16 protein-coding genes are annotated in these 20,978 nt (G+C 49.2%); 7 read left to right on the top strand and 9 right to left on the bottom strand.

The window, feature by feature from the left end; all coding sequences use genetic code 11:
• Positions 1-65: 65 nt before the first annotated feature.
• Positions 66-1,895, top strand: coding sequence for a hypothetical protein (locus tag AABK39_RS06825; RefSeq protein ID WP_338394170.1), 1,830 nt, complete (start codon positions 66-68; stop codon positions 1,893-1,895).
• A gap of 380 nt (positions 1,896-2,275) precedes the next feature.
• On the opposite strand, the gene AABK39_RS06820 is transcribed toward AABK39_RS06825, so the two are convergent.
• From AABK39_RS06820 to AABK39_RS06810, 3 genes are all read right to left on the bottom strand, one after another.
• Positions 2,276-3,475 (bottom strand): sodium ion-translocating decarboxylase subunit beta, encoded by a 1,200-nt coding sequence (locus AABK39_RS06820; protein WP_338394169.1) that lies wholly within the window; start codon positions 3,473-3,475, stop codon positions 2,276-2,278.
• A gap of 128 nt (positions 3,476-3,603) precedes the next feature.
• Complete coding sequence (locus AABK39_RS06815) at positions 3,604-5,487, bottom strand: biotin/lipoyl-containing protein (RefSeq protein ID WP_338394168.1); 1,884 nt, start codon at positions 5,485-5,487, stop codon at positions 3,604-3,606.
• Between the two features lie 125 nt (positions 5,488-5,612).
• Complete coding sequence (locus AABK39_RS06810) at positions 5,613-5,894, bottom strand: OadG family protein (RefSeq protein ID WP_338394167.1); 282 nt, start codon at positions 5,892-5,894, stop codon at positions 5,613-5,615.
• A gap of 450 nt (positions 5,895-6,344) precedes the next feature.
• Between AABK39_RS06810 and purB the strand changes: the two genes are divergently transcribed.
• The 3 genes from purB (at position 6,345) to AABK39_RS06795 (ending at position 9,163) form a co-directional block, all read left to right on the top strand.
• Complete coding sequence (purB, locus tag AABK39_RS06805; RefSeq protein ID WP_338394166.1) at positions 6,345-7,688, top strand: adenylosuccinate lyase; 1,344 nt, start codon at positions 6,345-6,347, stop codon at positions 7,686-7,688.
• A 147-nt stretch (positions 7,689-7,835) separates the two neighbouring features.
• Complete coding sequence (locus AABK39_RS06800) at positions 7,836-8,558, top strand: SDR family oxidoreductase (RefSeq protein WP_338394165.1); 723 nt, start codon at positions 7,836-7,838, stop codon at positions 8,556-8,558.
• Positions 8,559-8,722: 164 nt separating this feature from the next.
• On the top strand, positions 8,723-9,163 hold the full coding sequence (locus tag AABK39_RS06795) for a rhodanese-like domain-containing protein (RefSeq protein ID WP_338394164.1): 441 nt from the start codon (positions 8,723-8,725) through the stop codon (positions 9,161-9,163).
• A 72-nt stretch (positions 9,164-9,235) separates the two neighbouring features.
• Here the strand turns inward: AABK39_RS06795 and AABK39_RS06790 are convergent, their stop codons facing one another.
• Positions 9,236-10,414 (bottom strand): acetyl-CoA C-acyltransferase, encoded by a 1,179-nt coding sequence (locus AABK39_RS06790; protein ID WP_338394163.1) that lies wholly within the window; start codon positions 10,412-10,414, stop codon positions 9,236-9,238.
• Between the two features lie 767 nt (positions 10,415-11,181).
• Here AABK39_RS06790 and AABK39_RS06785 point away from each other — a divergent pair.
• The gene (locus AABK39_RS06785) at positions 11,182-12,666 is read left to right on the top strand and encodes a TlpA family protein disulfide reductase (protein WP_338394162.1); all 1,485 of its coding nucleotides are present in this window, start codon (positions 11,182-11,184) and stop codon (positions 12,664-12,666) included.
• A 105-nt stretch (positions 12,667-12,771) separates the two neighbouring features.
• Here the strand turns inward: AABK39_RS06785 and AABK39_RS06780 are convergent, their stop codons facing one another.
• Genes AABK39_RS06780 through AABK39_RS06770 form a run of 3 tightly spaced genes read right to left on the bottom strand, consistent with a single transcriptional unit; the run spans position 12,772 to position 16,281 of the window.
• On the bottom strand, positions 12,772-13,362 hold the full coding sequence (locus tag AABK39_RS06780) for a precorrin-2 dehydrogenase/sirohydrochlorin ferrochelatase family protein (protein ID WP_338394161.1): 591 nt from the start codon (positions 13,360-13,362) through the stop codon (positions 12,772-12,774).
• Positions 13,355-14,137, bottom strand: coding sequence for a uroporphyrinogen-III C-methyltransferase (gene cobA, locus AABK39_RS06775; protein ID WP_338394160.1), 783 nt, complete (start codon positions 14,135-14,137; stop codon positions 13,355-13,357). Before cobA ends, AABK39_RS06780 begins: the two co-directional genes overlap by 8 nt.
• Complete coding sequence (locus tag AABK39_RS06770) at positions 14,137-16,281, bottom strand: HEPN domain-containing protein (RefSeq protein ID WP_338394159.1); 2,145 nt, start codon at positions 16,279-16,281, stop codon at positions 14,137-14,139. Before AABK39_RS06770 ends, cobA begins: the two co-directional genes overlap by 1 nt.
• Positions 16,282-17,114: 833 nt before the next feature.
• Here AABK39_RS06770 and AABK39_RS06765 point away from each other — a divergent pair.
• Positions 17,115-17,585: a hypothetical protein gene (locus AABK39_RS06765; protein ID WP_338394158.1), complete on the top strand. Its 471-nt coding sequence runs from the start codon at positions 17,115-17,117 to the stop codon at positions 17,583-17,585.
• Positions 17,586-17,663: 78 nt separating this feature from the next.
• Here the strand turns inward: AABK39_RS06765 and greA are convergent, their stop codons facing one another.
• Both greA and AABK39_RS06755 read right to left on the bottom strand, forming a co-directional pair.
• Positions 17,664-18,137, bottom strand: coding sequence for a transcription elongation factor GreA (gene greA, locus AABK39_RS06760; protein ID WP_338394157.1), 474 nt, complete (start codon positions 18,135-18,137; stop codon positions 17,664-17,666).
• Between the two features lie 324 nt (positions 18,138-18,461).
• The gene (locus AABK39_RS06755) at positions 18,462-19,400 is read right to left on the bottom strand and encodes a 2-hydroxyacid dehydrogenase (RefSeq protein ID WP_338394156.1); all 939 of its coding nucleotides are present in this window, start codon (positions 19,398-19,400) and stop codon (positions 18,462-18,464) included.
• A 128-nt stretch (positions 19,401-19,528) separates the two neighbouring features.
• Here AABK39_RS06755 and AABK39_RS06750 point away from each other — a divergent pair, with 128 nt between their 5' ends.
• The gene (locus AABK39_RS06750; protein ID WP_338394155.1) at positions 19,529-20,956 is read left to right on the top strand and encodes an alpha-amylase family glycosyl hydrolase; all 1,428 of its coding nucleotides are present in this window, start codon (positions 19,529-19,531) and stop codon (positions 20,954-20,956) included.
• Positions 20,957-20,978: the final 22 nt, after the last annotated feature.

Raw genomic sequence — 20,978 nt, 5'->3', positions numbered from 1 at the left:
ATTCCGACAATAAGCCTACCGTAAACAAAAACACTCGGCACGGTCACCCTTCAAAGGCCCGATTCTTGCGAAAACACACTGTGTCCCATTTTTTGAAAGCAGTGGTCTTTTCCAACCGAAAACAACAACATAACAGACAACAGGAGCCTTCCTCCGGAAGCCAAGGACTCGGCCGGAACGCCCCTTTGCAGATGATCCGCTACCGGTTCGACAAGTCTGAATGGAGAAAAGGGCTGGAGAAACGCAACCGAGACGGGGTCAAGTTTTTCGTCAGCTCTCTGCGCCACGCCATAATACTGCCCGCCACTTACGGCTACCCACACCTTACGCTGGATATCGACCAAACTCATTTCGAGTTCGGCAACAAAGGGGAATCCGTACACGTACACCTTTCCCAAGCACATTACTCGCCTGCCAAAGACTCGCCCCGCCTGGTGTTTTACGACCGGGGAAACGGCCAATTCGAGGCGAAAAGGGCTTATCGGAACCTAGAGGACATATTGCCTTCCATTCAAAAATGGGTAGACGAGGCCAACCTGCCCTTTGTCTTCACGGATTGCTTCGGACGTATTCCCCAAAAGCATGCCTCCACTAAGTCCGCACCCCTTCCGCCTTCGGTTTCTTTGCCACATCCCGAAGAACAATCCGACCCCGCTTTTTCCGACAAAGAAGCTGGCGTTGTAACAGATGCGCCAGTTACCGCACCGGAAGAAGAGCCCGAGGAAACGGCCACACCACACGGGGCCTCGCCCAAAGCGACACCTTTGCCCAGAACAGGCGGAAGGTCCAAAAAGAAAAAGAAGCGCGGAAAAGGCGGAGACCACCACGGCTCGCCGGCCACCACAAAAGCACCTACAGGTCCGGAAGACGCCGTAGCGGAAGACGACCCACTAAAGGAATGGCAACAGATGCTGGATGTGGAAAACCTTCACGAGGCGGTGGATACCGTATCGCTAGACCAACTGGACGACACACAGCTGAAACGTGTAATGGTTTACTTCAAGCTTTTAATAAGAAACGAGCGTTCCATCAAGATGAAACACGGCGAGGAAATAGTCGATAAGGCCCAGCAATTCAAAGATCAGTTGAAGCGCGGAGCGAAATTCATTGTAGGGGCGGCACAAAGACAAGGGCGCAAAACGGGCCGCTACAAGGAAGCGGCGGGCAAAAGGGCCTCGGGACTAGTGCGCCATAGCCAAACAAAACTGTCGGCCGACGCCGTCCATAACCGGGATTTCTTACTTACCGCCACCAACAAGTCCATGAGCCAACAGCTTCACCGTGCCCGCCCCTCATTACTGATCAACCCGGCTTTGGTCCCCAAGCCCGAGGACACCGATAAGTTTTCCGCCTTTCAACTGGCCGGGCTATTGGCCCTAAAGCGTCTTGGCTTGGCTTATCTCGACATGCACAAGCTGGAGTATTTCACGGTAGCTTACTACTTCACAAACCAAATCATAAGTATTGTCAGGGAATTGGCCCCTGACATCCTGCTTATCTTCGAGAACCTAAGGGCATGGCTACGGCTCAAGGAAGACGAAATGGACACAGAGACCGGCTCTTTCTTTATAGACCAATTCGCATCGGCACAGGATATGGCTTCTTTTGTCCTTACTTTCGACAATCAATACGACCGCATGGAGGAAGTAATAGCTTACTACCAAAGATTTTCCGAACCGCTCAAGCAGATGTTACTGACCTTTTCTTTTTTGGATATGGCCGACTGGAATATGTTGGAAGAAAACTTCCGGGAAAGGGCAAAGAACATGTCTCCGCCCAAAACAAACCTGATCGACCATACGGAAGAATATGTCCAGATAGTCGGAGAGCTACTTCTGGCCATGGAAGAGTTCTCGGCCACGCAGGCCATCTCACAGGTGCGGTTACCCTCCTAACCCCTACCCGGCACTTGTTCGGTCACCGGAAAACGAGGAACGCAAGGCGTAAGATCAGGGCCAAGATTAAAGACAAAAAGATTTTCGGCCAACGCTAAGCCCAAAACGAAAGGTCCTAACCAACAAAAGGACAAGTCCTTTCGTAAGTGAGGACACTTCCATTTTTACTTTAGGACAGGTCCTAAATCCCAAAAAGAGCCTTCCGAAAACGGAAAAATCAGGGCTTATCCCCATTTTCCTGCGGATATAAGACACAAAAAAGGCCTCCGGAACAAAATCCGGAAGCCTTCCTAACAGAGTAACGATATCTGGGAAATCCTGTTATGCTTGCTCGGTGTAATACCAAGGCCACAAACCCAAGATATTTACCCAGTCTCTTACTAACTTAAGAACGATATCAAAACACCCGCGGCCACAGCTGAACCGATCACGCCCGAGATGTTGGAAGCCATAGCGTATTGCAGGATATGGTTCCTTGGGTCGTGTTTCAGCGCTATGTCGTTGGCCACCCTCGAGGCCATAGGCACGGCGCTAAGGCCGGTAGCACCTATCAGCGGATTGATTTTCTTCTTGGCGAAAAGGTTATAGGCCTTCACCGCGAAGATTCCGCCAGCGATGGAAATCGCGAAAGCAAGGAACCCGCCTACGATAATGCCCAACGTTTTCATATTAAGGAAGGTATCGGCCGTCATGGTGGCGCCTACGGTAAGGCCCAGGAATATCGTGGCCGAATTCATAATGGCGCCCGTAGCGGCGTCTTTGAGGCGTCCGGTATTGGCGCCCACTTCCTTGATCAGGTTACCGAAAAGCAACATACCCACCAAAGGCACGGCTGAAGGGACCAAAATGGCCACTATACCGCCCGTCACCAGTGGGAACAGAATCTTGGCTACCCGCAGGTTCTTTATGGGTTTTGCGCTGGGGTATTTCTTGTCCTGTTGCTTCATATTGATCAGGTACTCCTCTTTGGTCATCGTAAGCCTTGCGACCAAAGGAATGATCACAGGCACCAATGCCATATAAGAGTACGCGGCTATAGCGATGGGACCTAGTAAGTGAGGAGCCAACATGATGGTAGTGTAGATGGCCGTAGGCCCGTCGGCACCGCCGATGATACCCAACGAAGCGGCCTCTTTGAGCGTAAAGCCCATGGCCACCGCCGCCAACACTACGGTGAAGATACCTATCTGCGCGGCCGCTCCGAAGAATGCCAAACGAAGGTTCCTCAGCATAGGGCCGAAGTCGGTAAGCGCCCCTACCCCCATAAAGATGATAGGCGGAAGGAATCCGGTCTTGATCAGGGCGTAGTACAGAAAGTTGAGTATGCCGTGGTGCTTGGCTATTTCCAGCAGAGTCATGTGTTCTATCTCCGGCGTGGAGGGCACTATACCCAAGCCGCTACCCAACGAATTGGCCAGAATAACGCCGAAAGCGATAGGAACCAGCAGTAGCGGTTCATACTCCTTTACGATGCCCAAGTACAACAGTCCCAACCCGACGACGATCATGATCCATGTCCCCGGACTGCCGGACAGCTGGCCAAGGGCCGTCATATCGAACAGTTTATCTAAAATATCCATAGAGAAAAACGGTTACGGCGGGCGCCCTCCCAGCGGGGAGGCGTCCGCCCGTGATGAAAAAGTCGTGATAAGTCAGCTTAGCCGACGGCCCACGGGCCCCGGCCAAAGCAAGCGCCAGTAGTTGCGCCTTATCCGACTACCAGCAACACGTCGTCCTCGTCAACGTCCGCACCGTCCGAAGGCACGATCTGTTGCACTACACCGTCGTGCTCGGCCGTAACGGCGTTGTATACTTTCATCGACTCAACGTAGCAGATCACGTCTCCTTTTTTCACTTGGTCGCCCACCTTTACGGCAGTGCCAGCGTTCGGTTTGGTCAGGAAGAAGGTTCCTTCGATCGGCGCGATCACCTCCTTGCCTTCCACCGCCACTGGCGCTGCGGCCGGAGCCTCGGCCACAGGAGCCGGAGCGGCCTCCGGTTGTCCGTTTTCGTCGTAAGACACGTGTACTTTGAACACCTCGCCGTTTACGCTGATATTCATCGTTTTTGGCGAAAGGTCGGCTACCGCAGGTGTCGGCGTAGGCTCGGCTTTGGCTACAGGAGCCTCTTTTTCCGCTTTACGCTTGGCTATATCGGCCTCAAAGTCGCCTTTGGCTTTGCCTGACTTATAAGCGCGGTACTGCTCCGGATGCAGGGCAAGTTCCAAAAGCTCCTCGTCGTCCTGTCCGTAGTCCCATCCGTTCTTGTCCATCTCCTGACGGAAAGTGTCCAAGTCGTCGGGGTAAAGCTCTGCCGGTACGCCCTCGAAGAACTCGCGTCCCTGCTCTTTGGCCAAATTCACAAGTTCCGGCGCCACCGGGCCCGGCAACTTACCTGATTTGCCAAGGATCATGTCCCAGATATTGTCGGCGATCATAGACCAACGCTCCTTGCCTTTTTCCATGGCCATCACGTTGAACATCGCCAAGTTCTTGACGTATTGGCTAAACGGCGTAACCAAAGGCGGGTAACCAAGCTTCGGCCAGATGTATTCCACCTCGTCAAAGAGCTTGATCAACAGGTCGTCCTGACTGATCTCAGGCTTCCCGTTTTTCTTTTTCCACTTGTTTACACTGTTCAGGTTACTTTCCAAATCGGCCATCAACGAGCCCATCATACCGCCCGGCAAGCCCGGCCCGATAAGCAACGAGTTCATGTGGCGGTTCTTCGGGTTGATATAAAGCCCCAAGAAGTCGTCAACGAACTCCTGCGTCAGGGTCCGCACCTTCATGTAGGCCTTCATATTGATGTCCGGCACCTTGAATCCGGCGTCACGAAGGATCTCGTGCACGGTAAGAAGGTCGGCATGGCCCGTACCCCACGACAAAGGCTCCATACCCACGTCTATATAATCGGCACCAGCCCTGGCTACTTCCAGTACGGAAGCCGGCGTAAATCCCGGTCCGGAGTGACCGTGGTACTGAATCACCACCTCCGGATGCATTTCCTTAATGCCCCTGGTGATCTTGCCCAAGGTCACGGGACGTCCCACGCCCGCCATATCCTTAAGACAGATCTCATCCGCGCCGGCCTGTATCAGCTCGTCGGCCATATTCACGTAGTAATCTACCGTATGTACCTTCGAGTAGGTAAGGGCCAAAGTAGCCTGCGCAATCATTCCGCCTTCCTTAGCGTAGCGGATGGAGTCCTTGATGTTTCTTGTATCGTTAAGCCCGCAAAAAGACCGCGCGATGTCTGTTCCCTGCTGTTTCTTCACCTTGAACATGAGCTTTCGCACGTCGGCCGGCACGGGACTCATGCGCAAAGCGTTGAGCGCGCGCTCAAGCATGTGCGTTTGTATGCCCGCGTCGTTGAAAGGTTGAGTCCAGTCCCTAACCGCCTTGTTGGGGTTTTCACCAAAAAGCAGGTTTACCTGCTCAAAACCGCCCCCGTTCGTTTCCACCCTGGCAAAGCATCCCATATCCACAATGTGGGGCGCAACTTTTACCAACTGGTCAACTCTGGGTACGTACTTGCCCGACGACTGCCACATATCGCGGTAGACAAGGCTAAACTTGATTTCTCTTGCCATAATCAATGTCTATTTCTTAAAAAATTCCCTTTCAACAAAATCACCGGAGCGCCACCTTGGCGCCCCTGCCGGCTTATAACAAGCCACAAAAAAACCGGCCTTGGCGTAGGTCGGTCGTTTTCTCGTTACTTTCTTATCTCCACTTTGGTTATCCGTCCCCGTCCCTGGGTTACTTGCTGTACGGCGGCCGTTAGTACCGCCATCTTGCGAATATCGTCCAGAGCAGAGGTTGCGGAGCTTCCCTTAGCCCCCGACAAAGCAGGCTTAACCTTGGCTTCTTCCTCAGGCACAAACCTGTTGACAAACGCGATAATCGCGTTGCCTCCGGTCACTACCAGGAATAGCATCAAAAAAACGGTCGTCATTCCCACTGCCATAAGAGTGAGCGCCATATTCATGTCTTCCATAGGAAAAAGTTTTTAGTCCTTGACTGAATCTCTTACAAGTTATGATCTAGCCCTCTTATACAAAATGACTTTTGTCATGTTTGACACATCCATAATAGAGAAAATTCTGCACTGCCCAATCTTACTAAAGTATTGGACTTAGGATCTCGACAAAACAGAATATTATTCTGAACACAAGACCACCCGCCTAATATTGGGTGAAAACAGAGGTGGTTTCGAGGCATTTTTTCATCAAGGACGGGAGGTTTCGCGGGCGACTTCGTCTCTTTTGTCAAAAAATCTCCCTCCGGTTTCTTTTACCGAAGCCTTACTCGTAATTTTGGCAACGAACAAAAAACCATCTGGTCGGCCGGTTAACGACAGGCCATGCGGTCCGGGCCTTTTTTCGAAACGTCCGAACATACCGCCCGCCATGGCGCTCCGGCCTTCACGACGTAATCCATCTATTTCATGAACCTCAATTCACTGACCGCCATTTCGCCCGTAGACGGCAGGTACCGCAGGCATACCGAAGCCTTGGCCCCTTACTTTTCGGAATACGCCCTGATCAAATACCGCGTGCATGTGGAGATCGAGTACTTTATCGCCCTGTGCGAGCTCCCGATCCCGCAGTTGCCCAACTTCGACAAGGCCTTGTTCGAAAAGCTCCGCGACGTCTACCGCAACTTCAGCGAGGCGGACGCCGAGAGTATCAAAGCCATCGAACGCACCACCAACCACGACGTAAAAGCCGTGGAGTACTTTATCAAGGAGCGTTTCGACGAGATGGGGATTCCCGAATACAAGGAGTTTATCCACTTCGGCCTGACTTCCCAAGACATTAACAACACGGCCACGCCGATGCTTCTCCGCGACGCTATCAAAGACGTGTTCCTTAAGGAGCTCGATACGGTGGTCGAAATGATCGAGGCCCGCGCCAGCGAATGGGGCGACGTGCCGATGTTGGCCAGAACGCACGGGCAACCGGCTTCGCCTACCCGCCTTGGCAAAGAGCTTCACGTCTTCACCGAAAGGGTAAAACGCCAGCTCGAATTGCTCGAAACCGTGCCTTACTCGGCCAAATTCGGCGGAGCGACGGGCAATTTCAACGCTCACCACGTTGCCTACCCTAACTACGACTGGAAGGAATTCGGCGACAAATTCGTAAGCGAATACCTTGGTTTGGTGCGCAGTCACCCGACTACGCAGATCGAACATTACGATAACTTGGCTGCGTTGTTCGATAACCTCAAGCGCGTAAACACTATCCTGATCGACTTCGCCCGCGACGTTTGGCAATATGTGTCGGCTGAATTCTTCAAACAGAAGATCAAGGCCGGAGAGGTGGGATCCTCGGCTATGCCACATAAGGTGAATCCTATCGACTTTGAGAACGCGGAAGGAAACCTCGGCATTGCCAACGCTTTGTACGAACACCTTTCGGCCAAACTCCCGATATCACGCCTCCAAAGAGACCTTACGGACTCTACCGTTTTGAGAAACGTGGGCGTTCCAGTAGGCCACGCACTTATCGCTTTGAAGTCTTTGCAGAAAGGCATCGGCAAATTGGAACTGAACCGCCAAGCCATCGCCGATGAGCTGGAAGCCAACTGGGCGGTAGTGGCCGAGGCTATCCAAACGATTCTTCGTCGCGAAGCTTACCCATCGCCGTATGAAGCGTTGAAAGCACTTACGCGAGTAAACTCGAAGATTACGGCCGAAACTATCGCCGAATTTATCGATACGCTGGACGTAAACGACGCCGTAAAGGCCGAGCTCAAGCAAATCACGCCGTCTAACTACACCGGCATCTGATCAATCGGCCAAAGAGATTAAGGAAAAAGGACAGGGGCACGGGCTCCTGTCCTTTTTTTCATGAGTGAAAACACTATCTTGCTTTCTATATTCAACCTATAACACCTTGGCGCCACTATAAAAGCGCCGTCAACTTTTGTAAGAACCATGGACAAGATGATAGTCGTTACCGGTGGGACGAAGGGAATCGGTAAGGCAATAATTGAGCGGTTTGTACGGGAAGGTTACGCCGCGGCCACGTGCTCACGCAATCTGGAAGACCTCGAAAGCCTCAAAAAGGAATTGGGAGACAAGTATCCGGAAGCCGAAATTTACGCTTTCCGCGCCGACCTTTCCCAGAAACAGTCATGCGTAGAATTCGTTTCCTTCGTCAATGGCCTAGGAAAGGAAATCGTCTCTTTGGTCAATAACACGGGCGTTTACATTCCCGGACAGGTGCATAACGAGGAAGACGGCCGTCTGGAAATGATGATCGACACGAACCTTTACAGCGCTTACTATATCACCAGGGGAATTATCTCGGGGATGATCGAGAGGAAAGACGGGCATATTTTCAATATCTGCTCGACGGCAAGCATCACCCCATACGCCAACGGAGGTTCTTACTGCATTAGCAAATACGCTATGTTGGGCATGACCAAAGCGCTTCGTGAGGAGATGAAACCGCACGGAGTAAAGGTAACGGCCATTATGCCCGGCGCCACTAAAACGGCGAGCTGGGACGGCGTGGAACTGCCCGAAGAGAGACTGATGAAATCAACCGACGTAGCGGACGTTATCTGGGCATCCCACAGCCTTTCGCCCTCGGCCTGTGTGGAGGAGATCCTGTTGCGCCCGCAATTGGGAGACATCAGCGACGACGAGTTATAGGAGCGGGCATATTGTACAGCTTGAAAAGCAAAACGCAAAGAGACCACTAGGTCATTCCCATGGCCAGACTAAGCATAATCACCTGACTTAATTTTCTTTGTTCTGTCAGGTCATTTACTTCTTTTCACTCCACAATATTACAATATAGAACGGAAACGTTGTAAATGAGTACCCATATGAACTTGGGGTTCAACGCTTCCCTAAATACGGAATCCAATATGAGAAAATCGATCATACTGAGCCTGTTCTGCGCATTGTTAGCAATATCTTGCCAAAGCAACGCCCAAGAAAAGGAGACAGACATCAAGACTCTTCAGGCCAAGATCACCAGCGAGGAACAGTTTATCCTCCTTGATGTTCGCACGCCAGCGGAGTATGAGGCCGGACACTTGAAAAACGCCATCAACATTAACTGGCACTCGGATGAGTTCAAGGCTAAAGTAAGCAAACTCGACAAGTCCAAAACCGTGTATGTTTACTGCCGTTCGGGCCGTAGGAGCGCAAACGCTTCGGAAGCGATGCGTAAAATGGGATTCAAAAAGGCCTTGAACGTAGAGGGCGGAATCTTGGCTTGGAAAAAAGAAGGCTTCAAAACGGTCCAATAGACTGTATTGACTAACGAAAAAAGGGGCTCTCGGGCCCCTTTCTTGTTTCTTATCGTTTGAACGTTCCGCTTTTTACAGCTTTTCCACCACCATGGCCGAGGCTCCGCCTCCGCCGTTACAGATGCCCGCGGCGCCGTATTTTCCGTCTTTATTGGAAAGTACATTCAGCAAAGTCACCAGAATTCTAGCGCCGGAACAGCCTAATGGATGCCCTAACGAAACGGCTCCGCCAAAAACATTAACCTTTTCGGGATCGAGACTCAATAGCTTATTGTTTGCGATGGCCACACCAGAGAATGCCTCGTTTATTTCATAAAAATCAATATCGCCAGCGGATTTTCCGGCCCTGTCCAAAGCCTTATTCAAAGCCGTCGAAGGCGCGGTGGTGAACCAAATCGGCTCATGCGCGGCGTCAGCGAAGGAGACAATCTTGGCAATGGGCTTCATTCCGGTACGCTCCACCGCTTCGGCGCTCATAAGCAAAAGGGCCGCGGCACCGTCATTCAGCGTGGAGGCGTTGGCTGCGGTTACCGTACCCTCCTTCCCGAAGGCCGGGCGCAGGTTGGGAATCTTCTCAAGACGCACATTTTTATATTCCTCATCTTCCGTCATCATATACGGATCGCCCTTCCGGGGTTTTATTTCCACGGGCACTATCTCTTTCGTCAAAAGCCCCGATTCGGTAGCTTCTTTTGCCCGGCGATAAGATTCCACGGCGTAAGCGTCCTGCTCTTCCCTGCTTATACCCGTTTCCTTGGCCAAATGATCTCCGCAACAGCCCATCGGCATATCGTGATACACTTCCTGCAGGCCGTCGCGTACCAAGCCATCCACAAAATCGCCTCCTCCGAATTTGTACCCCTTGCGGGCGTTCGGCACATAATACGGGATGTTCGACATGCTTTCCATTCCGCCGGCTACCACTACGTCGGCCATACCGCACATAATGGACTGGGCGCCGGTCATTACGGCCTTCATCCCGGAAGCGCAGACTTTATTGATGGTGGTACAGGGTACGTCATGCGATATTCCCGCTCCCAACGAGGCTTGGCGGGCGGGCGCTTGACCCAAGTTAGCAGAGATTACGTTTCCCATATACACCTCGTCCACTTCAGGGGCCAAAGCGCCATCTTCGCCGAGTACAGCCTTTATGGCCAAACTCCCCAGCTCGGTAGCGCTTAGGTGCGACAAGCCTCCCATAAAAGATCCTATGGGCGTACGGAGTGCTTTCACTATAAATACTTCTTTCATAATGGGTTATTTGTTTGTTGTTTAGGCTTAGTTCAAAAAGTACAAAGGCTTTTTCAAGCTTTTGCTTTTAAAAAATTACAAAAAATACTTCAATAGTAAAAATACAGTCCCGCACAGACAATTCGGAGGGCTCTTATACCATTAGATGAAACTATTTGGCCCTACCCTAAACCAAGGGGAAAATCGGAGACACGTCAAGTAAGAAAAATCGGATAAACAAACTGAAATCCCTACCACGACAAGCATGTTTCCAGTCGTTTCCTAACAGTTAAATTCATTGTCTTAAGCACTTGGAGCAAATCTCTTAAGACAATCAGCCAATTCTCTTAAGGGTTTCACCCATTTTGCTTAAGAGAATTTGTGAAAACAGTTAAGAGAATTGACCGAAACCCTTAAGAGAATCAGGTCAAACCCTTAAGGACTTTTCACCACCTCCTTTTAATGCAAAAATCCACGGAATAATCAAACTCCGTGGATTCATAAGGGCCTTCCCTTTCCGAAGGCAATATAGCGAAGTCAGAAACAAAGGAAAATAGAGCCACAAATCCACACTGTTTTCGTCAAAACCCGCATGTTGGTTTTCGGCCAAAAGACGAAAGAAGCGAGGTAAAGAATACAGTCAACGGGAATTCCCCGACCATTCTCACCTTTTCTTCCAATCCCCTTATCATTCAAAATAAAAAGGTATATTACAAGATCTTTTAGCTGTTGGATACATCACTCCACCTACATACCCTTTTATTATTTAAACTTTAATACTTTTAGCAATGAAAAAAATCATTTTGGCCTGCATGTCGCTTTTCGCGTTTATCGCCTGCCAGCCTCCCGCTCCCCAAGGCAAGGAAGGCTTCGCTATCGTCAAAGGCAAGATCCTTTCGGGCGACATTAAAGAGGTACGGTTCGAATACATCAATGACAACCCGATTACCCGAAAGGGAATTTCGCATATCGCAAAAGTTGATAGCGCTTCGAACTTTCAGATCGAGATTCCCGTCAATGGCTTAGCTACTGGACGTATCCGCTCAGGAAATTTCCATCATGACATCTGCCTAATGTCGAAAGATAATTTCAGTATCAGCATCGACGCCGACACTATCCAGTTTACTGGCAGGGGAGCGGAAAAAAACAACTTTATGTATGAGCTTGAAAAGGCTAAACTTTGGAACCGAAACTTCTATGCTCCAAGCAACAATGGCAAGCTCAACTTGGAAGAGTTTTTACCGAAAATGGAAGAGCTAAAGAAGAAAAGGCTCGACTTCCTTAGCGCATACCCCAACAAAGCCAAGCTAAGTGAAGAGTTTCAAAGTTTTTTCAAGATTGATACCCAAGTCAAATTCGAAAATATCGTTTGCAATTACCCAAGGCGCTATTCTTATTCCGCTAAGAAACCTTTGGATTCGCTAGATATCCCGGAGGCTTACACTACTATCGGGCTTTTGAGCAATAGGATTCATGACGACAAAATCCAATCGAAAGACTACATTGGCGATCTCCGTAATTATCTTTTCCAAAAGAGAAAGGATGTCATGAAAGCCGACACTTCCTTAAGCTATGATGAGGCATGGGATGTCTTGGTCTACGACTCCATCAAAGGGAAATCCCAAGAGTACCTTATGGCCGCCATTATCAACTCTAGATATGACTTTGGCCAACCTGATAGCGTGACACTTGATAAATTCATGAAAATGAAAACTGATTCGCTATCACTGAAAACCGTATTGGCGGCAAAAAACAAACATGAGGAAAAACAAGCCCTGATCGGTCAACCTCTACACGCCGAATTTGCAGAAACTATTGTAATAGATACCGCTGGCGTTGAGCATAAATTCGGTGACATAATGGCCCAACATGCCGGCAAAGCCGTGTACTTGGATATTTGGTCATTAGGGTGCGGGCCGTGCCGTGTTGCTATGCCTTACTCCAAAATACTCAAAGAAAAACTAGATGGTTTGCCTGTTTCATTCGTGTACCTGACACTGGACCAATGTAAAGGTGACAATTGTGAAAAAGTATGGAAGAACGTATTCGACCTTACCAAAACAAAGCATAACCAATTTCGGGTAAAAGAAGGCTTCAACAACCGCCTTTACAGACACATGAATGTCAACTGGGTTCCCGTCTATATGATCTTTGACAAAGAAGGAAAACTTGTGGACTATGACGCCCCTAGACCTTCTAGGGCTGTAGAAAAAGGCGAAACAGAACTTGAGAAACAACTCAGGAAGCTAGCCAACGAAGGCGAACCGGCCTAAGCGCTTGACCTTTTGACAAAACAAAAATCCCGGTTGGATACGGTTAGCCGTTCCGCCGGGATTTTACCATTTATTCCGAATTTAGAGGTATTTTAATTTTTTGCTTTACTCCACCAATCCTCTGGTCAACTCGTTCAGCTTCTTCACTTTGAAAGCGAAATCGCCACGGAGGCGTTCGCGTACTTTGTTCAAACTACGGATCAGCCTAGGTGTCTCGTCAGGGAGCACTTCTTCGAGCAGTTCGCGGAATCGCTTCGAGAATGTCGGCGAAAGGCCGTTTGTGGAGATTCCTATCTTCAGCGGGCCTTTGCTTACCGTGGAGCCAAGGTAGAAATCGCAGAGATCGGGAGTGTCGGCCACGTTGACCAACAGATTGTAGGCTTTGGCCATTTTCTTAACCCGTACGTGCAGTTCACGGTCGTCAGTAGCCAAGATTACCAAGTCCACATCGTCAAAATCTTCCAGACCGAACTTTTTCACCAACACTTCCACATTCGGGTGTCGCTCGCCCAAGGTTTTTATTTCGTCCTGAACCGTAAGCCCCACTAAGCGAACGTTCGCTTCAGGATCGTTTTTCAATAAGGCGCTGAGCTTCTCAAGCCCCACGGCCCCGCCTCCAAGTATCAGGACTTTGAGTTCGTCCAATTTCAGGAAAACAGGAAAGAGTTTATTGCGATCAGTATGTTGCTCAGCCATAAGCCGTAGATTTTGATTCAATGAGATAATCGTCATAAAGGCCGTCCAAAGGCACTTCGGAAGCGTTTCGGGCCACTTCTCCCACTACGATCATTGCCGGGGCGGGAATTTCGGAGTTCTTAACCTTTTCGGCGAGCGTGGCCACATTGCCGGAGACAATCTCTCCGTCAGGATGCGAGCCTTTTCCGATTACGGCCGCCGGTGTCATCGCCTTGCCCTGCGTCACGAAGATGTCCATGATTTCGGTTATTCTTTTCAATCCCATCAGGATAACCACCGTCGCGCTGGACTGCGCGGCCAAACGCAAATCGTTCGAAACCTCGCCGTTTTTGGTCACGGCCGTTACTACCCAATAGCTTTCGTTTACACCACGCCTAGTCAACGGTACGCCGTAAAGGCCGGGAAGGCTTACGCTTGAAACCCCAAGCACCACTTCGGTGGGAATACCGCGTTCGTTCGCAGCTTCCAATTCCTCATGCCCCCTTCCGAATACGAAAGGATCACCGCATTTGAGCCTTACCACATGCTTGCCCTCCAGGGCCTTTTGCACGATGGTTTCGTTAATGCGGTCTTGCGTCATATAATGGTTTCCACAACGCTTTCCTGCGAAAATCCGCTCGGCTCCTTTGTTTATATGCCCCAATATTTCGGGGTTGATCAGCGCGTCGTACAATACCACATCGGCGTCGGCCAAAATCCTAACGGCCTTGAGCGTCAACAGTTCCGGATCGCCGGGGCCGGCGCCTACCAGTGTCAATTTCGGTTCTCGTATCATTAGGCCCTATAGAATTTGTCCACTACCAATTTCTCCTCTTCCGCTTTCTCTTTCTTGGCTTGTTCGGCACGGAAATCTTTTACCTTAGCCAAGAAGTTTCGGGCATCGTTGTAATAAAGATTCGCGAATTCTTCCGAAGGCTCCTGTTTATTGATTCTCAAGACAAACTCTTCAAAACCGCCTTCAACTTTCAACAAATCCGTATCTTCAAAAGCCTCCACAAATTGCTTGATCAACTTGCGGTGTGTATTCGTTTCGATATCGGCGCCAAGTAACAAAGCCTTTGCGGCGATAACCATCGAAGAATAGCTGTTATAGATGGAATCAGCCCAAACGCCGTCTTCCAGACCTTCACCGGCAAGCTCCAAACGGTCTTCCGAATCACCGACAATCGTCGATACCAGATCGAAGCTTACGCCGGCACATTCGCCTACGCCCACTTCCGGCTTAAACGAGACCTCGGTTCCCCAGTCCATGTATTCCTCGGGTTTCAGGTCAGTAGTCAGGGCCAAAGGCTTCAGCAATTCGTAGAAATACTTTTTGCCTTTTTTATAATAATAAGACTTGAAGCTCTCACCTTCTTCGGCTTCCGCCAAATAGTTATCCAATACCTTTGTCAAAGCCTTGGGGATACGCTTGGTCGGAAGCTTGATAATTTTCTCGGCTATAAACGCCTTGCCGTCTTCCTCTACGCCACCGCCCATCACTACCTGAAGCGCCGGCACCACTTTGCCCGAAGCTCTGATCGAACTACCGTGGAATCCGATATCGGCCACCATGTGCTGTCCGCACGAGTTCATGCAACCGCTGATCTTGATATGGATCCGATCACTCAAAGACAGGCTAGGGTAACGCTCACGCAACAAATCTTCCAACACCAAGCTGATATCGGTACTGTTTGTCACACCCAAGTTGCAGGTATCGGTGCCCGGGCAAGCGGTGATATCCGCCAACGTCCCGAAACCAATATCGGCCAAACCGGCTTCGTTCAACCTGTTGAATATGAAAGGCAAAGCCTCCTCTGTAGCGAAACGGAGTAACAAGCCTTGGTTTATCGTCACACGGAAATCGTTAAGCGTAGCGGACTCTACGATATCAGCGACTTTGCGGGCTTGGTCAGAGGTAAGGTTACCCAAACGCAAGCGAACCTTTACGGCGAAAAAGCCTGTCTGCTTCTGCTCAAATACGTTTTCTTTTCTCCAAGCCTCGAACTTGTCCTTATTGTTCGGGAACTCGTAAGGAACTCGCTTAATCGGCGCCCGGTAATCATATTTCGGGTGGTTAGTTTCCACCTTGAATGTATGGGCCGACAGAGCCTTGCGTTCTTCTTCCACCAATCTCAAAAACTCTTCGGCACCGATTCCCCTTTTCGGATCAAGCAAGAATTTCATACGGGCTTTCTCCCTACGCTTACGCTCGCCGTAGCGGTCAAACACCCGCAGCCCAGCTTCGATAAACGGAATCAGCTCATCTTCAGGCAAGAAATCGAAAGCCTCCACAGCCATCATCGCTTGGGCACCCAGCCCTCCACCGATCAATACGCGGAAACCGCGTTCCTCTTTCCCGTCCTGTACACGAACGCGAGGAATCATTCCGAAATCGTGGATGTACGTAAAGGCGGAATCATCGTCATGAGCGGAGAACGCCATCTTGACCTTTCGTCCCATATCTTGGCAGATCGGGTTGCGCAGGAAAAACTGGGTAACGGCGTCGGCGTAAGGCGAAACATCAAAAGGCTCTTTCGGGTCAATTCCGGCGTACGGGCTAGCCGTAACGGTACGTACGGTATTACCACAAGCTTCTTTGGTAGTCACTCCCACTTCTTCCAAAGCTTCCCACATAGCGGGAGTATCCTGCAACTTCACGTAGTGCATCTGGAAGTTTTGGCGAGTGGTGGCGTGGAGTTTTCCGTTTGAGTTTTTGTCGGAAAGATCCGCCAACACACGCAACTGCTCGGCGTTCAGACGGCCGTAAGGCACTTTGATCCGGAACATGTGGACGCCTGTCTGGCGCTGTCCGTATACCCCGCGGGTCAGACGGAAAGCCTTGAAACGCTCTTCCGGCACCTCCCCTTTCTCAAACTGGACAATGCGCTGGCGCAACTGTTGGATGTCTCTTTTGGCTACCTCTGAAATCTGGCTCATGATCGGTATTTTTAAAGCAAATTATATTCGGAATAATGGCTGGTTTCTTTTTCGGGCACAAAAAAAGCCCCCGCGTTCGGCGGAGGCTTCTTTTTTCGCATTCGGTAAAACTTACCTAAACGCTCGGCTCCTTAAACGCATATCGATTCGATTGTGTACAGCAACACATACAGCACACCATGGCGCAACACGCCTGGCAACAGCACATACACATCATTTCGATTACGTTGTTCAGAGTTCTCATATTTTTCAACTTCGTTTCTCTTCTCGAAGAATATTTCGCTAGCGATCTAATTCAATTTGCTTTTCAGGATTTTATTCTTTGAAACCATTCCTCGCCGAATATTGTACCTCCCAAAATTCTATTCTCAATTCTAAACGTATAAAAAAAGCCCCCGCTTCTTCAGCGAGGGCTTTTTTTGTTCTATACGCTCGTGTATAGTTATTCCCAAATCGCTGAAACGCCGTCTCGCATGCCCATACAGGCACAGCAACAACACTCCGTACAGCAACATACGGTGTTGTGAGTCATTCCAGCTGATATGTTTTCGAATCTTGTCATTAGTTGTCTTTAACCCTTTCTTCCGCAAAAGGTTTCATGGGACAAACGTAAATATGATTTTCCAGAGAAAAAAATTCTCTTTGGTTTTTCTTCAATTTATATAGCTTTATTTTCTTCAATATCCTTATTTACAAAATTGATATAACCTTAATTAGGGCATCTTATCAAAGTCAAAAAAGTACAAAATAAGAGAACTTCAGGCTTGTCACTGGCAAAATGAATACATAATTTTATCGACGAAACAGTATCGAAGAAAAACCGGTATCCAATAATGATAAGACGTACCATTTTGTCTCTGGCGCTTGGCTTGGGGATTGCGTTTGCCTCTTACGGACAAAGCGCGCAGAAAGAAGGGGAAATAGTGTATGAAGGGAAAAAAATCAGCACGGTAGCACCCAACTCGACTAGATTCTTAGGAAAATACAAAGGAAAAAAATCGGGATTTTTACAGCTCAACGCCGACGGAAGCGGGAAATTCAAGTACGATTTTGTTGTAGGGAAAAATTGCTCGTCCGAGGCTTTCGATATCGAATGGGGCTTTATCAAAGGCGACGACGGTAAGCCCGTTAAGTTCAAAAGAGAATACGGGCACTCGTATCCGATCTTTTACGTAAGCAAAAGCGGCAAACAGTTTAAGGGTTGTAGGGAGGAGGTTTTCTTGGATTGGTTACTTGTCAAAAAAGACGGAATCCATGTTTCCTCTTCTGACGACTGGAAGAGACAAAGCCCGAACGCACTGTAATCATTTAGACAAGAAGAAACGAAAAAGGCCTTCCTGAACGGGAAGGCCTTTTTCGTTTATAGTCACCGGTTTCATTTATCAGATTCCGATTTCGAGAATTTCGAATTCAATACTTCCGGCAGGAGCCTGAACTGTCGCTAATTCCCCCACTTTCTTGCCCAGCAGGCCTTTGGCGATCGGCGACTTGATCGAGATTTTTCCCGCTTTCAAATCCGCTTCTTCCTCCGCTACCAAAGTGTAAGAAACCGTTTTGCCGATTTTAACGTTTTTGATTGTCACTTTAGTCAACATCGACACTTTTGAAGTGTCCACGTCGCCTTCACGGATTACCCTTGCGTTGGCGATCGTGTTCTCCAACTGAGCGATCTTCATTTCCAACAAGCCTTGGGCTTCTTTAGCCGCATCATATTCTGCGTTTTCGCTCAAGTCGCCTTTGTCTCTCGCCTCAGCGATTTCAGCGGCGATTTTGCTTCTTCCCTTAGTCTTAAGGTGTTGCAACTCGTCTTTAAGCTTCTTGAGACCTTCTTCCGTGTAGTATGATAGTTTAGCCATTTTCGATTAAGGTTTTTTCCGAACCTATCCAAGCGGATCAGTTCGGGCAATAGAAATCTACCGTCAGCGCGCTACGGCTTCGCTACGGCATTTAATGTTACGATAGTTTATTGAATATTGATGCCAAACGGGCGGCGCCGGAAAAAAACTCCTCCAAACGACGTTCCGAAAACGGCCAGTTGGGCCCTGACATCTTGGGACAAACAAACTAAGGAGCCGATCCGGCTCCTCTGACTGCCAATATAACGGAAATCGTTCGTTTTGCCAAACGGCAAAAACAACGCCTTTCGGAGTGCTAATATACGAAGCCCAAACCGAAATGCCTTAGCCCTCCGCGTAGAGTCTTTTGATTTTTTTCACCAAGACTTCGTTAATTCTTGCGTAAGACTCGAATGTCCAACCGCCAACATGAGGTGTGAAAACAACGTTGTTCCTGGCGCTCAATTTGCCGAATTCGGCTTGTTGGTCGGAGGTGAAAGTTTTGAATTTTTCGTTTTCCAACACGTCCAACACGGCACCTTTCATTCGGCCTTGATCCAGAGCGTCGTTCAGCGGTTTCATCATCGCCACTTCGCCTCTGGCCAAGTTCACGAAATAAAAGGGCTTTTTGAACTTTGACAAAAACTCCGCGTCAACCATGTCCCTAGTGATCTCTGTCAAAGGAGTATGCAAACTCAGCACGTCCGCTTTCTCGAAGATTTCCTCCAGTGACGATTCCTTTGCGAAAGCGTCTCCGTATGACACCTTATAGCGGTCATATGCCAAAACGTCACACTCGAAGCCCAACAACCTTTGGGCGAAAGCCCTGCCCATATTTCCGTAACCGATAATTCCGACGGTCATGCCTTTAAGCTCAACTCCCCTGTTCCCTTCACGGTCCCAAAGGCCTTCGCGCACCATTCTGTCGGATTGTATGATATTATTGAACAGGCAAAGCAACGCTCCCAGCGCATGCTCTCCCACCGCATCCCGATTTCCTTCCGGAGCGTTCAAAATCTTTATTCCGCGAGCATCCAAAGCCTCCACATCAAGCTGGTCCACTCCGGCTCCCGCCCTTGCCACAAACTCAAGCTTGGTGGCTTTATCAATTAGCTCCTTATCAATCGGGGTTTTGCTACGGACAATCATCCCTTCATATTCCCCAACCGTCTCCAGAATCTCAGCTCTGCTAATTCCCGGCTTATAGTCCGGCTGAAACCCCGCTTCTTCCAATAAAGGACAGATGCTATCGTGCATCTTGTCTATGATCAATATTCTCTGCATGGCCTTCTAGATTAAGAAAAAACCGAACCTCGCGAAAACTTTTCAACTTTCAAACCCTAGTGTAGTTTTTAGTGTGTGGATGTCCTGGTCCTTCCAGTGGCAATTGAATAACACAACCATATTATACCATGAAAAAAGCGTTTTGGTTACTACTAATTGCCTTGGTGGGCTTCGCTTCTTGCAAAACCCGCACAACGGTAATCAAAGAACATACCGCCATAGACTCGGTCGTTTATCACGGACATGAGCCGAGCTGGAGCAAAAACCTGGGAATGTACGAAGTGAATATACGCCAATACACGCCCGAAGGCACATTCAAGGCTTTTGCCCAACATGTGCCAAGGCTGAAGGACCTTGGCGTCGGGATCGTGTGGTTTATGCCCGTGCAACCAATCGGAAAAGTGAACAGGAAAGGATCGTTAGGCAGCTATTATTCTATTCAGGATTATTCGGCCATCAATCCCGAATTCGGAACTTTGGACGAATTCCGTAATCTTGTCAAGCAAATACATGACGAAGGAATGTATGTCATACTCGACTGGGTGGCTAACCACACTTCTTGGGATCATGAAATGATAGACGCACACCCGAATTGGTTTGAACGCGACAGCCTCGGAAACCTGAAACCTCCTGTACCCGATTGGACGGATGTCGTTTCGCTAAACTATGAGAACCCAGAACTCCGCCAATGGATGATTGACGAAATGAAATTCTGGATCGAAGAGTGTGACGTGGACGGGTTCCGTTGCGATTATGCCGGCGGTGTGGCCGTAGACTTTTGGGAAGAATGCCGTAAGCAACTGAACGAGATCAAACACGTGTTTATGCTTGCGGAATGGGAAGATCCGAAATATGTTAAGGAAGCGTTCGATTTGGACTACGGCTGGGAGTTCCACCACATCATGAACACGCACGCCAAAGGCCGGGCAACCAAGATAGAATGGAATATGCAAGGCAAAGGCGATGTAGAAACGCAAACACTGGACAGCGTAGCCAACTACTTTGTCAGATACCGGGAAAGGTATCCCCAATCCGCCTATCAGTTAAATTTTATCACAAACCACGATGAAAACAGCTGGGCCGGCACTGTATTCGAACGTTATGGAGACGCCGTATCAACCTACGCCACAATGACATTTACTGTCCCTGGCATGCCGTTGCTTTATTCTGGACAAGAAGCGGGACTCAACAAAAGGCTCCGTTTTTTCGACAAAGACACTATAAATTGGGGGGATTATAAGTATCAGAAATTTTACAAAAAGCTATTTCAGGCCAAAAAGGAAAATGTCGCCTTGTGGAACGGCGCTTATGGCGGAGAGTTTAAGCGGGTGCACACCAGTCTACCCGACCAGGTGTTCGCTTATTCCAGAGCGAAAAACAACAATACGGTACTTACAGTCCTGAACTTCTCGCCCGAGCAACAAACCGTCCAACTCAAAAACGGCCCGCGCGGTGACTTCAAAGAAATATTTACCGAAAGAACCGAAGAGCTTAAGCATGACAACCCGATCGTTATAGGTCCGTGGGGATACAAGGTATTTGTAAGAAACGAATAACAAGAAAACCGGGAGATCCGTC

It is taken from the genome of Fulvitalea axinellae (assembly GCF_036492835.1).
GTDB classification, from domain to species: Bacteria; Bacteroidota; Bacteroidia; order Cytophagales; family Cyclobacteriaceae; genus Fulvitalea; species Fulvitalea axinellae.
Note: the sequence above shows the minus strand (reverse complement) of the source record. Positions and strands in the feature narration are given on the sequence as shown.